This is a genomic window from Pseudoxanthomonas sp. LjRoot204_2, from assembly GCF_056175765.1.
Genome location: NZ_JBGFFG010000051.1, coordinates 1 through 12,505, shown reverse-complemented (window position 1 = coordinate 12,505; position 12,505 = coordinate 1). Strand labels below are relative to the sequence as shown.

12 protein-coding genes and 1 pseudogene are annotated in these 12,505 nt (G+C 69.3%); 12 read left to right on the top strand and 1 reads right to left on the bottom strand.

The window, feature by feature from the left end; translation table 11 throughout:
• Positions 1-820 (bottom strand): ESPR-type extended signal peptide-containing protein (locus AC04L7_RS04250; protein WP_475512568.1); only part of this gene is annotated, 820 nt, incomplete at its 3' end.
• Positions 821-1,405: 585 nt separating this feature from the next.
• On the opposite strand from AC04L7_RS04250, the gene AC04L7_RS04245 reads away from it, so the two are divergent.
• From AC04L7_RS04245 to AC04L7_RS04190, 12 genes and pseudogenes are all read left to right on the top strand, one after another.
• Positions 1,406-3,205 (top strand): S8 family peptidase, encoded by a 1,800-nt coding sequence (locus AC04L7_RS04245; protein WP_296279623.1) that lies wholly within the window; start codon positions 1,406-1,408, stop codon positions 3,203-3,205.
• A gap of 126 nt (positions 3,206-3,331) precedes the next feature.
• Positions 3,332-4,546, top strand: coding sequence for a type II secretion system protein XpsF (gene xpsF, locus AC04L7_RS04240; protein ID WP_475512569.1), 1,215 nt, complete (start codon positions 3,332-3,334; stop codon positions 4,544-4,546).
• Positions 4,547-4,586: 40 nt separating this feature from the next.
• Positions 4,587-5,003 (top strand): type II secretion system major pseudopilin GspG, encoded by a 417-nt coding sequence (gene gspG, locus AC04L7_RS04235; protein ID WP_296279836.1) that lies wholly within the window; start codon positions 4,587-4,589, stop codon positions 5,001-5,003.
• A 44-nt stretch (positions 5,004-5,047) separates the two neighbouring features.
• A complete protein-coding gene (xpsH, locus tag AC04L7_RS04230) occupies positions 5,048-5,533 on the top strand; it encodes a type II secretion system protein XpsH (protein ID WP_299340528.1) in 486 nt (161 codons plus the stop codon).
• Positions 5,530-5,961: a type II secretion system protein XpsI gene (gene xpsI / locus AC04L7_RS04225; protein WP_299340531.1), complete on the top strand. Its 432-nt coding sequence runs from the start codon at positions 5,530-5,532 to the stop codon at positions 5,959-5,961. Before xpsH ends, xpsI begins: the two co-directional genes overlap by 4 nt.
• Positions 5,958-6,629, top strand: coding sequence for a prepilin-type N-terminal cleavage/methylation domain-containing protein (locus AC04L7_RS04220; RefSeq protein ID WP_296279628.1), 672 nt, complete (start codon positions 5,958-5,960; stop codon positions 6,627-6,629). Before xpsI ends, AC04L7_RS04220 begins: the two co-directional genes overlap by 4 nt.
• A complete protein-coding gene (locus AC04L7_RS04215) occupies positions 6,626-7,477 on the top strand; it encodes a type II secretion system minor pseudopilin (protein ID WP_475512567.1) in 852 nt (283 codons plus the stop codon). Before AC04L7_RS04220 ends, AC04L7_RS04215 begins: the two co-directional genes overlap by 4 nt.
• Complete coding sequence (locus tag AC04L7_RS04210; protein ID WP_435996908.1) at positions 7,474-8,613, top strand: PilN domain-containing protein; 1,140 nt, start codon at positions 7,474-7,476, stop codon at positions 8,611-8,613. The genes AC04L7_RS04215 and AC04L7_RS04210 overlap by 4 nt, the downstream gene beginning before the upstream one ends.
• Entirely contained in the window at positions 8,594-9,214 is a 621-nt protein-coding gene (gene gspM, locus AC04L7_RS04205) for a type II secretion system protein GspM (RefSeq protein WP_435996910.1), read from the top strand. Before AC04L7_RS04210 ends, gspM begins: the two co-directional genes overlap by 20 nt.
• On the top strand, positions 9,204-10,037 hold the full coding sequence (locus AC04L7_RS04200; RefSeq protein ID WP_435996912.1) for a type II secretion system protein XpsN: 834 nt from the start codon (positions 9,204-9,206) through the stop codon (positions 10,035-10,037). The genes gspM and AC04L7_RS04200 overlap by 11 nt, the downstream gene beginning before the upstream one ends.
• A 9-nt stretch (positions 10,038-10,046) precedes the next feature.
• Positions 10,047-12,254 (top strand): type II secretion system secretin GspD, encoded by a 2,208-nt coding sequence (gene gspD / locus AC04L7_RS04195; protein ID WP_475512566.1) that lies wholly within the window; start codon positions 10,047-10,049, stop codon positions 12,252-12,254.
• A pseudogene (locus tag AC04L7_RS04190) lies at positions 12,251-12,505 on the top strand (glycosyltransferase); the annotation flags it as partial. The gene gspD and the pseudogene AC04L7_RS04190, both read left to right, overlap by 4 nt.

Sequence of the window (12,505 nt, the reverse complement as noted above, 5' to 3'; positions counted from 1 at the left end):
GGGATCCACCGACTGCGACGCTGTTGTAACCGGTCGCAAGGGAGCCGGAACCCAGCGCGGTGCTGTCGCCGCCGCTGGCATCGGCACCGTAGCCGACCGCCGTGTCGAAATCGCCCGACGCATTGGCGAAGCCGCCGACCGCGACGGTCGCAATTCCTGTCGCCGTGCTGGTGTGGCCTGCGGCCAGCGCCTGCGTGCCCGATGCAGTGGACGCGCTGCCGAATGCACCGGCATACGCACCGGTCGCCGTGCTGCCGGTGCCCACCGCGCTGGCGCCCGCGCCCGTCGCGTTCGCCTGCGTACCGACGGCAGTCGCGTTGGCGCCGGTGGCGTTGCTCTGGCTGCCCAGCGCCGTCGCGCCCTGCGCGGTCGCACTGCTGTCGTAGCCCACCGCCGTGGCATTAACCCCCTTTGCTTCCGCATAACCGCCAACGGCGGTGGCGCCCGCTTTGTTGGCGATGCTCTTGTAGCCGACAGCGACCGCATGGCGACCGGACGCGTCGACATCATCGCCGCACGAGACGGCGTTCTCGCCGGGGCGGCCGTCCTTGATCGGATTGCCGCGTGCATCCACGCAGTAGGCGGGGCCCGTTCCGATCTGCGGCTTGTCGTTCTGCGGTTGGCCCTTGTTCTTGTCGTGGGCCAATGCCGCACCGAACGGTGCACTTGCGAGCAGCGCCGACACCAGTAGTGTCACGCCGAGGCGCGCACGCACGCGCGCACCGGACGACATCATGCCATGCGCGCGGCGCGCGAACTCGGAGGCGACGACCAGCATGCCCAGGGAGGGGTTCCACACCTTGCTGTAAATCCTATTCATGGATCACGTCCTTCATTCTGTGTTTTCGGGGGAATACGACAGCACCCGGGCTTGGCGGCACGGGGATGCGAAGCGGATTGCGTCAGGAAAACGAAAGCCGCCGCATGCGACAGGGGAGACGCATGGACGGGTCGCACGAAGCAAAGGAAGCGGGGAGGAAGTTGCAGTCGGAGGCCGGCGGCGTCGGGGCGTGCCGCGGCTGGCGCGAAGAGCACGACGCAATGGCGTCGCGGAAAAGACATGCAAGCGGATCAGCGAAGAACGATGTCGCGTCGAAAAGCCATGGCTGCATTCCCCATCCCCTCATCCCGAGATGATGCAAAAAAACTCCGTGTGATCGAACACTACATCCGCGTTGTGCAATTTGCGAGAGATTTGCTACGTTCGGCGCAACGCGAAGAAAACGCTGAAAACAAGGCGTTAACGCCTTGTGCATTCGTTGTTCTCGTCGCGTGAAGAGTGTCGTGGCAGGTAAACAGGGGTACCTGCACGATCCGCTTGAAAGGGAAGTCGCAAGTCGTTGAGTACGCACGTCGTAAACGGGTTACCCAGTTCGTTCATCCTTGTAGACATGGAGCAGGTCCAGTGAATTCATCTTCCTCATTCCGTCGTTCGCGCCGTCATCCCCTCGTTGCTGCACTCGCCGCAATCGTCACCGCCGGCGCGTTCGCTGGTACCGCATTCGCGGGCGATGTCAGTACCGCCGGTCTTCGCGACGGCCAGACCTACGACCGGTTCATCGTGAAATACCGCGATGGCAGTACCGCCCGTGCCAGCAACACGACGCTGCAGCGTTCGTTGTCGGGTGCGGTATCGCGCGCCGCGCTGGGTCCGGCGAACGGCAAGGCGGTGAGCGCTGCGAAGCTGCGCCGCCTGGGCATCGGCGCCGAGCTGGTGCAGACCTCGCGCAAGCTCGATCGCGTCGAGGCCGAGAGYCTGCTGCGGCAGCTGGCGACCGATCCGGACGTGGAGTTCGTCGAAGTCGACGCGCGCCGTTATGCGCGCCTCGTCCCCAACGACACCTACTACAACCAGTATCAGTGGCACTTCAAGGATCCGGTCGGCGGCATCAACCTGCCGGCGGCCTGGGACAACGCCACCGGTGCGGGCGTGGTCGTCGCCGTGCTGGACACGGGCATCACCACCCACAGCGATCTCGATGCGAACATCCTGCCGGGCTACGACTTCATCAGCGACACGTTCGTTTCGCGCGATGGCGACCTTCGCGATGCGGACCCGCGCGACGAAGGCGACTGGAATCCGGTGGCGGGTGAATGCTATGCGGGTTCGCCCGTGCAGGACAGCAGCTGGCACGGCACCCACGTGGCGGGCACGGTCGCGGAAGTCACCAACAATGCCAAGGGCATGGCCGGCGGCGCATTCAATGCGAAGGTCGTGCCGGCGCGCGTGCTGGGCCGCTGCGGCGGCTACACCTCGGACATTTCGGATGCCGTCATCTGGGCCTCCGGCGGCACCGTGGCCGGTGTACCCGCCAACGCGAATCCGGCTGAGGTCATCAACCTGAGCCTCGGTGGGTCCGGTGCGTGCAGCGCGGTGGAGCAGAACGCCTTCAACATCGCCATCGCCAACGGCAGCACGGTTGTGGTCGCGGCCGGCAACGATGCAGGCAACGTCACCGGCTACTCGCCGGGCAACTGCGCCGGCGTCATCACCGTCGGCGCCACCCGCATCACCGGCGGCATCGCGTCGTATTCCAATTACGGCACGCGCGTCGACATCTCGGCACCGGGCGGCGGCGGCAGCGTCGATGGCAATCCGGGTGGTTACGTATGGTCCACCGGCAACTCGGGCACCACCGTACCCACCACGGAGACCTACTTCGGCCTGGGCGGCACGTCGATGGCGGCGCCCCACGTGGCGGCGGTGGTGGCGCTGATGCAGAGCGTGGCCGATACACCGCTGACGCCGGCGCAGATCCTGGCGACGCTGAAGTCGACCGCGCGCCCGTTCCCCGTCGCGCCGCCGGCCAACCGTCCGATCGGTGCGGGCATCGTCAATGCCGCGGCAGCGGTCCAGGCCGTGATCGGCGGCGGCGAACCGCCCACCGCGACACCGTTGACCAATAATGTCGCCGTCGGGGGCAATACCGGCGCCAAGGATGCGGTGGTGCAGTACGCGCTCGTGGTGCCGGCCGGGGCCAGCAACCTGTCCTTCATCAGTTACGGCGGCAGCGGCAACGCCGACCTGTACGTGAAGTTCGGCAGTGCGGCCACGGCGACGAGCTACGACCTGCGCTCGGTGCGCCCCGGCAACAACGACGTGGTGAACATCGCGAACCCGCAGGCGGGCACGTACTACGTGTCGCTGGTGGGCAAGACGAAGTTCTCCGGCGTCAGCGTGCGTGGCAGTTTCACCGCGCCCTGAGTGTTCTGCGGTGCATCGCGACGGCCCCGGGAGACCGGGGCCGTTTCGTTCCATGACATGATCGCCCCGCATGACGCTGGGCCGGGGAATACGGTAAGTTGGCGCATTCTCCTTTTGTCCTCCGGCATGCCGCTCTACCGCTACAAGGCCCTCAACGCGCACGGTGAAATGCTGGATGGCCAGATGGAGGCCGCCAGCGATGCCGACGTGGTCGCGCGCCTGCAGGAGCAGGGACACCTGCCGGTCGAAGCCGCACTGGCCRTGGCCGGGGGTGGACGCAGTCTGGGGCAACTTTGGCGACCGAATGCGTTCGCGGGCGACAGGCTGGTGCAGTTCACCCAGCAACTCGCCACGCTGCTGGGCGCCGGACAGCCGCTCGACCGCGCGCTCGGCATCCTGCTGGACCTGCCGGAAGACGAGAAAGCGCGTCGCGTCATCACCGACATCCGCGATGCCGTGCGCGGCGGTGCGCCGCTGTCCACTGCGCTGGATCGACAGCACGGTCTTTTCTCGCGGCTGTACATCAACATGGTCCGTGCCGGCGAGGCCGGCGGCAGCCTCCACGACACCCTGCAGCGGCTGGGCGATTATCTCGAGCGCAGCCGCGCGCTGAAGGGACGGGTGGTCAATGCGCTGGTGTATCCGGCGATCCTGCTGGTGGTGGTCGGGTTCGCGCTGCTGTTCCTGCTCGGCTACGTGGTTCCGCAGTTCGCGGTGATGTACGAGAGCCTGGACGTGGCGCTGCCGTGGTTCACGCGCGGGGTGTTGTGGGTGGGCGCGTTCGTGCGCGACTTCTGGTTCGTGCTGGTCGCTGTCCCTGCGCTGGCGCTGCTGTGGTTCGATCGCCGCCGCCGCGACCCCGGCTTCCGCAGCCGGCTGGACGGCTGGCTGCTGGGGCGCCCGCTCGTCGGCCCGCTGGTCGCCCGGCTGGAAACCGCCCGGCTCGCGCGCACGCTTGGCACGCTGCTGAAGAACGGCGTGCCCCTGCTCACCGCGCTGGGCATCGCGCGCAACGTGCTGGGCAACCGTGCCCTGGCGGCCGATGTCGACGTGGCCGCGGAGGACGTGAAGAACGGCCACGGGCTGTCCGCCTCGCTGGGCAAGGGAAAGCGGTTTCCACGACTGGCGCTGCAGATGATCCAGGTGGGCGAGGAGTCCGGTGCCCTCGACGGCATGCTGCTGAAGACGGCCGAAACCTTCGAGCAGGAAACGGCTCAGGTGCTGGACCGTATGCTGGCCGCCCTGGTGCCTGCCATCACGCTGATCCTGGCGGCGGTGGTCGGTGTCGTCATCATCGCCGTGCTGGTCCCGCTGTACGATCTGACCGGCGCCATCAACTGAGCATCCTGGAGAGTCCGCCACCATGTCCCGCACGCGCCCGATGACTGCGTTCCGCTCCCCGCAATCCCAGCAGGGCTTCAGCCTGCTCGAGATCATCATCGTGCTGGTGCTGATCGGCGGCATCCTGGTGCTGGTCGGCAGTCGCGTGATGGGCGGTGCCGACAGCGGCAAGGTGAAACTGGCCCAGTCGCAGGTGCAGACGCTGGCGGGCAAGGTCGAGACCTACCAGTTGGACACCGGCCGGTATCCGGCACAGCTGTCCGACCTGGTGACCAATCCGGGCAACGCGAGCGGGTGGCTGGGCCCGTACGCGAAGGAGAGCGAGTTGCAGGATCCCTGGAAGAACCCGATCGAATACCGCATTCCCGGCGAGACGCAGCGCTTCGACCTGATCAGCCTGGGCGCCGATGGCAAGGCCGGTGGCGACAGCGTCAACGCGGACATCACGAACGAGTAAGCGCGGCCACCGCCGCCGTGGCGCGCCGTGCCGCTACCGTCTCCATGCCTCCGGCCCGCAGGCCTGCCGCGGCGCGGCCGCACGTGGCCGGCTTCACCCTGCTCGAGACGCTGCTGGTCCTGGCGCTGATCGCGGCGGCGGGCATCCTCGCGGCGATGGCCTTCACCGGCGGCATGGACGGCATGCGGTTGCGCTCGGAATCCAAGGAAGTCGCTGCGCAGCTGCGCTACACGCGGGCGCGTGCGATCGCGACCGGGCAGCCGCAGCGTTTCCGGATCGATCCGCGCGCGCATGCGTGGGAGGCGGCCGGTGACCGGCGTGGCGACATCGATCGCGCCCTGGCGGTCCGCTTCACCGGCGTGCGCGAGGCACAGGAGCGGGCGGGCGAGGGCGCGATCCTGTTCTTCCCCGACGGAGGTTCCACCGGTGGCCGCATCACGCTGGCCGCCGGGACGGCCGCGTGGAGCATCGACGTGGCCTGGCTGACCGGCGAAACGCGCCTGCTGCGCGACGAGGTGCGCGCGCCATGACGCCGCCCAACCGCCGTCATCAGCGTGGCTTCACCCTGCTCGAAGTCATCGTCGCCTTCGCGCTGCTGGCGCTGGCGCTGAGCCTGCTGCTGGGGTCGCTCTCCGGAGCAAGCCGGCAGGTGCGCGAATCGGCGGACAGCAGTCGCGCGACGCTGCACGCGCAATCCCTGCTGGCGCAGCTGGGTGCGGGCGATGTCCTGCAACCGGGACGGCAGGAGGGCAGCTTCGAAGGCGATCGTTATCGCTGGCAGCTCGACATCGCGCCGTTCGCCGATCCGTTGGCGGCGCGGGCACAGCTCGATCCGGGCGCGCCGCAACTCCTCGATGTACGCCTGGTCGTTCGCTGGGGCGACGAGCGGGCACAGGCGATGCAATGGCGCACGCTGCGATTGGCGCCGCGCGACGTCAACCAGGCCGTGTCGCCATGATGCGCGCGCGCACGCAGGGCTTCACCCTGATCGAAGTGCTGCTCGCGCTGGTGCTGCTGGCGGCAGGACTGGCGCTGGCGTTCGCGACGCTGCGCTCCTCCACCGCGGTGGTCACGCGCGGCGAGGACATGGCGCAGGCGAGCGAGCGCATGCGCGCGGTACATGGCTACCTGCGCGCGCGACTGGCGTCGGCGCAGCCCATCGTGTTCGCGACGGACCGGGGCACGCTGCGCCAGGCGCGCTTCATCGGCACGCCGCAGCGCATGCGCTTCGTGGCGGACCTGCCGGACTATCTAGGGTATGGCGGCCCTTACGTGCACGACCTGGTCGCGGACGAGGAAGGTCGCCTGCAGGTGGCCTTCGCCGTCGCCCGTCCGGACGCGTCGCTGGAGGACGTCGATCTCGCCGCGCGCGGACAGCGGGCGGAGCGGCTGGCCGACGGGCTGCGTTCCGTGCGCTTCCGGTATCGCGGCCTGGATGCGGACAATCGCCTCGGTCCATGGCAGGACCGCTGGGAGACTTCCGAGATGCTGCCGCTGCAGGTGAAGGTGGAAATGGTCGCGATCGCCGGCGGGCGCTGGCCGGACCTTGTCGTGACCCTCGCGCGCAGCGAGGGCGGCGCAGGCGGCGGGCTGTTGCCCGGCGGCACGAATCCGGTACTGCCATGAAGCGCATGCACGGTGCCGCGCTGTTGCTGGTGCTGTGGCTGGTGGCCCTGCTCACCGCGCTGGTCGGTGCGTATGCGCTGACGGCGCRGATGGAGGCGTTGCAGGGTCGGGTCGGCAGCCGCGGCGCGATCGCGCAGGAGGTCGCGCGCGCCGGCATCGAGTACGCGCTCGTGCGGGTGGCCGACCGCAATCCGGAAACCCACTGGCAACCCAATGGCCGCCCTTACGCGTGGACGTTCGATGGCCAGCAGGTCCAGGTGCGCATCGTCGATGAGACCGGCAAGGTTGATCTCAACCAGGCCGACGTGCCGCTGCTGTCGCGGCTGATGCAGGCGCTCGGAGAACCTGCGGACGCCAGCGATGCGCTCGCGGCGGCGATCGTCGACTGGCGCGATGCCGACAACCTCACCCAGCCGGTGGGCGGGGCCGAGGACAGCGACTACGCGGCGGCGGAGCGCGAGTACGGTGCCAAGGACGCGCCGTTCGACACGGTTGCGGAAGTCGAGCAGGTCCTGGGCATGACGCCGGACCTGTACGCGCGCCTCGCGCCATTCCTGACGCTGTACTCGGGCCGCGCGCAGCCGGACGCGACGTACGCGCCGGGGYCGGTGCTGCAGGCCATGGGCGTGGATGCGGCGGCATGGCTGGCGCAACGCAATGCGACCGGCGTCACCGGCGGCCCGCAACTCGTCGGCGCCGGCAGCGGCACGTATAGTATCCAGAGTCGTGCGCGGCTGGCCGATGGCCGCGAAGCGTCGGTGCGGACAGTGGTGCGCGCGGGGGCCAGCCCGGTGCCGGGTTCGGCCTATACCTTGTTGCGCTGGGAGGAGGGAGCRTCACCACAATGAGCGGCGTACGCGACACCTTGCAGCGGTTCCGGGCACGGCTCGGTCCCGGGCCACGCAGCTTCTTCGCGTGGTGGGGACAGGCGTTGGCGACCTGGTTGCCCGCGCGCTGGCGCGTGGTGCTGGGGCTGACGGGCGACCGCCTGCTGTTCCAGCGTCAGGACGACGAGATCGAAATGAGCTGGCTGGAGGGCACGCAGCGGCATCCGCTCGCGCGCTTGCCGGCCACGGTGAGCCCTGACGATCTGCGTGCGCTGCTCGGCAGCCGGCTGGCCGAACTGCCGCGCTGGTGGCTGGTGCCGGCGGGCATGGCACTGCGTCGGCGCCTGCTGCTGCCGGCCGCGGCGGCGGACCGCCTGCGCGACGTGCTGACGTTCGAGCTCGACCGGCAAACCCCGTTCACCGCCAACGATGCGTGCTTCGACGCGCGCGTGGTGGGGGTGCGTGAGGATGCACAACTCGATGTGGAACTGGCGGCCGTGCACAAGGCGGCCTTCATCGATGGCCTGTCGCGGCTGGGCGCACTCTCGCAGGGTCTGGCCGGCGCGGACGTGGAAGACGCGGGCGGTGCGCCGCTGGGCGTGAACCTGCTGCCCGAGGCATCGCGCGTTGCGCGCCAGGCCCCGCGCCGCGGCCTGCATGCCGTGCTGGCGTCGGTAGCCGTCATCGCCGTGGTGTTCGCTGCCTGGGCCGTCCTGGACAACCGGCGCGCTGCCGCCGACGCCTTCGCCGCGCGGGTGGACAGCCGGGCCGATGCGGCGCGGCAGGTGGCGGCGCAGCGGCAGCAACTCGTCGACCTCGTCGCCGGCACCACCACGCTAAACCAGACCAGTGCGCGCCGGCCGACATCGCTGGAAGTGATGGATGAGGTCACGCAGCGTCTTCCCGACAACACCTATCTGGAAAAACTCGCCATCGAAGGCGACCGGCTGACGCTGATCGGTTTCAGCCCGGAAGCCTCGGGACTGGTCGCGCGCCTGCAAGGCTCGCCGTTGTGGCGCAATCCTGCACTGAGTGGCGCGCTGCAGCCGGATCCGCGTACGCGCATGGACCGCTTCACGATGACGGCCGAGCTGCTGGGCAAACAGGACCCGGCTGCCGCGACGCAAGGAGGCGCCGATGCCGCTGGCCGTGACTGACCGCGATCGCTGGCTGGCGCTGGCGCTGCTGTTGGCAGCGCTGTTGCTGGGCTACGCGCTGCTCGTGCATCCCTGGTGGACGGTGCCGATGCAGGAAGTAGGCGCGCGCGTGGATGAGCTGCGCGAGCGCGAACTTCGCATCCGTACCCAGCTGCAGCAGGCACCGCAGGTGCAGCGCGAACTCGCCGCCGCGCTCGCGCAGCAGGCGCAGCGCCCGGGCTTCCTTCCGGAAGCGACGGTCGAGCTGGCGACCGCGGGCCTGGTGCAGCGTCTGGAAACCGTCGTCAGGCAAGCCAGCCCCGGCAACCGCAGCTGCGCCATCGCCAACCAGTCGCCGCTGGCGGTCGCGGGACGCGAAATCTACCCGCGCGTGGTCGTGCAGGTGCGCCTGCGCTGCGGCGCGCCGGAACTGGCATCGGTCCTGCACCAGCTCGAATCCGGCAGCCCGCGCCTGTTCGTGGAGAACCTCAACATCCTCGCGCAGCGGTACGCCTACCAGGCCAGCGAAAGCGGCGCCGGCGGCCTGGACGTGAACTTCGACCTGTACGGGTACCTCAAGCCCTCGCCGGTACTGACCCAGGAGCCGTCCGGTGCGCGCTGACAGCTGGGGGGTGCGCACGTGGATCCTCGCCGTCGTGGCGGGGTGGGCGGTGGTGGCCGCGCTGATGGCCCTGTTCGGGCTGGGCAGCCGCATCACGCCCCTGCCTGCCGATCCGGGCATGGTGCAGGCGTTGCCGCGCCTGCCGGCGAGCCCGCCCGAACGACTGGGCGCGCTGGAACAGTATGCAGGCGTCGGCGAGCGGCCCCTGTTTTCGGAGGATCGCCGTCCGAAGCCGTTCTTCCTCTCCGGCGAGGAAGCCGCGGCACCGGCCTTCGACCTGGTATTGACCAGCGTGCTGATCACGCCCGCGCTGGAGCTGGCCATCGTGCAGCCCGCGCAGGGCGGCGAGGGCCTGCGGGTGAAGGTGGGCGATTCGCCGGCCGGCTTCCCGGGGTGGCGGCTGGTCGAACTCGATCCGCGCCGCGCCGTCTTCGAGGGTCCGGAAGGCCGTCGCGAGATGGCGTTGCGTGTCTTCGACGGTGCGGGAGGACAACCGCCTTCGCCGGTCGCAGGTGTACCTGCCGCCGTGCCGCCCGCCGCGACCATCGTTCCACCGGCTGCGCCGGGCGGACGCACGACCGGCGGCAACAGCGCACCCGCCGCCATGCCCACGGTGGCATCGCCGCCCGGTCCGGCGCAGATGCCGACTCCGGCACCTGCCGCCAGCCCATCGCCCTCGTCGACGGCGCCGTCCGTGCCCGTCCAGACGACGGACCAGCAGATGGACGCCATCCGCCAGCGCATCGAGCAGCGCCGCGCGCAGTTGCGGCAGCAGCAGGCGCAACCCACCACGCCGCCGGCAACGCCCGGCAAGACACAGTAGAGTGCCGGCATGACGTTACGTGTGATCCTGTTTTCCCTTTGTCTGGGCCTGCTGGCCGGCTGTGCCAGCGCGCCGTCGCCCGATGTGCGTCGCACGACCGCGCCAGGTACAGGCGAAGTCGTCGCGGGCACCGCGCAGACCACGCCGCTGAAGGAAGGCGACGCGCCGGTGACCGGGCCGCAGGCGCAGATCCGCCGCGGCAACGGGCAGATGATCAACCGCAGTGCGGCGAGTGCACCGTTGCCGTCGCTGGGCGGCGCCAGCAGTGGATCGGCCACGTTCAATTTCGAGGGCGAGTCCGTCCACGCCGTGGTGAAGGCGATCCTCGGCGACATGCTGGGGCAGAACTACGTGATCGCGCCGGGCGTGCAGGGCACCGTGACGCTGGGCACGCCGAAGCCGGTATCGCCGGCCGAAGCCCTCAACCTGCTGGAAATGGTGCTGGGCTGGAACAACGCGCGCCTGGTCTACAGCGGCGGGCGCTACAACATCATCCCGGCCGACCAGGCACTGGCCGGCAGCGTGGCGCCGCGCACCGGGCCTGCCTCCAATGCACGCGGCTATGAAGTGCGCGTGGTGCCGCTGCGCTTCATCTCGGCCAGTGAAATGAAGAAGGTGCTGGAGCCGTACGCGCGGCCCAACGCCATCGTCAATGTCGACGGCACCCGCAATGTCATCACTCTGGCGGGCACGCGCACCGAACTGGAAAACTACCTGCGCACCGTCGAGATCTTCGATGTCGACTGGCTGTCCGGCATGTCGGTGGGCGTGTTCCCGCTGCAGTCGGGCCGCGCTACGCGGGTGGTCGCCGACCTGGAGAAGGTGTTCGGCAACGACAGCAAGACGCCCAGCGCCGGCATGTTCCGTTTCATGCCGCTGGAGGGTGCCAACGCCGTGCTCGTCATCACGCCGCAGCCGGCGTACCTGGACCAGATCCAGCAATGGCTGGAGCGCATCGACGGTGCGGGCGAAGGCAGCCGGCTGTTTTCGTACGAACTGAAGTACGTCAAGGCGCGCGAACTCGCGCAGCGGCTGGCGGAAGTGTTCGGCTCCTCCGGCGGCGGAAGCAGCGGCGACAGCCGGTCGACCGGTGGCGCCGGAAACACCTCGCTGATGCCGGGCACCGATCCCGTGCAGATCAACGATGGCGGCATGAACAGCAATGGCGGCAGCGTCGATTTCGGCGGCAGCAGTGGCAGTAGCGGGAGTGCCGGGGGCGGGCTCGGCAGCGGGTCGCTTTCGCTCAACCAGCGCGACAACGGCAACGGCGCCGTGACGCTGGAAGTCGACGGCAACCGCGTCGGCGTGGCCGCCGTGGAAGAAACCAACACGCTGCTCGTGCGCGCCAGTGCGAGTGCCTGGCAGTCGATCCGCGAAGTGGTCGAGAAGCTCGACGTGATGCCGATGCAGGTGCACATCGAAGCGCAGATCGCGGAAGTGTCGCTGACCGGCGACCTCAGTTATGGCGTGAACTGGTACTTCGAGCGCGCGGTCACGGACGCGGGCCTGCCCGACGCCGTCGGACGCACCACCTGGAGCCAGCTTGCCGGGAACATCGCGGGCAGCACGGTCGGCGGCGTGAATCCCRGTGCCAGCTGGACCTTCCTCGGCCGCAACGCCGCGGCGATCATCTCGGCGCTCGACGAGGTCACCGACGTCCGCCTGCTGCAGACGCCGTCGATCTTCGCGCGCAACAACGTCGAAGCCACCCTCAACGTGGGCAGCCGCATCCCGATTTCCTCGGTCACCGTCAATCCGGGGCTTGGCACCGACAACACCTACAGCCAGGTGCAGTACCTGGATACCGGCATCATCCTGAAGGTGCGGCCGCGGGTGACGAAGGACGGCATCGTCTTCCTCGACATCGTGCAGGAAGTCAGCACGCCGGGCGACGTGCCGGACGACAACGGCAACGTGCGCATCAACACGCGGCGCTTCAAGACCGAAGTCGCGGTCGAGGCAGGCAACACCGTGATGCTGGCCGGCCTGATCAGCGATGGCGCGACCAAGGGCTCGCGAGGATTCCCGGGGCTGAGCCGCCTGCCGGTGATCGRTGGCCTGTTCGGCCGGCAGACCAGCAGCAGCGACCGCAGCGAAGTCATCGTGCTGTTGACGCCGACCATCGTCCGCAACCCGCAGGAAGCCAACGACCTGACCGACGAGTACGGCAAGCGCTTCCGCGCGCTGGAACCCCTGCACACGCCGCGCTCCAAGTGACGCCGCCGGCCGCATCGTCCCTGCCCATCGTCCTGTTGCCGATCGGCAGCGACGACGATGCGCTCGACGCCTGCCTCGGGGCGCTGGACGCCGGCACGCCCGCCGGCACGCGCCTGTGGCTGGCCGACGACGCGCAGGCCGGACCCCGTGGCCTCGCCATCATCGAGCGCTGGCTCGCCCGCACCCGCCTTCAGGCCGATTACACCCGCCGTCCGCGCATGCTCGGCGAGGTCGCGCACGTGGACCAGATG

What these genes read in the sequence shown, in the direction of transcription:
- gspG (WP_296279836.1), top strand. Translation starts at nt 4,587, where the DNA reads ATGACTGCGTTCCGCTCCCCGCAATCCCAGCAGGGCTTCAGCCTGCTC.
- xpsH (WP_299340528.1), top strand. Translation starts at nt 5,048, where the DNA reads ATGCCTCCGGCCCGCAGGCCTGCCGCGGCGCGGCCGCACGTGGCCGGC.
- xpsI (WP_299340531.1), top strand. Translation starts at nt 5,530, where the DNA reads ATGACGCCGCCCAACCGCCGTCATCAGCGTGGCTTCACCCTGCTCGAA.
- AC04L7_RS04220 (WP_296279628.1), top strand. Translation starts at nt 5,958, where the DNA reads ATGATGCGCGCGCGCACGCAGGGCTTCACCCTGATCGAAGTGCTGCTC.
- AC04L7_RS04210 (WP_435996908.1), top strand. Translation starts at nt 7,474, where the DNA reads ATGAGCGGCGTACGCGACACCTTGCAGCGGTTCCGGGCACGGCTCGGT.
- gspM (WP_435996910.1), top strand. Translation starts at nt 8,594, where the DNA reads ATGCCGCTGGCCGTGACTGACCGCGATCGCTGGCTGGCGCTGGCGCTG.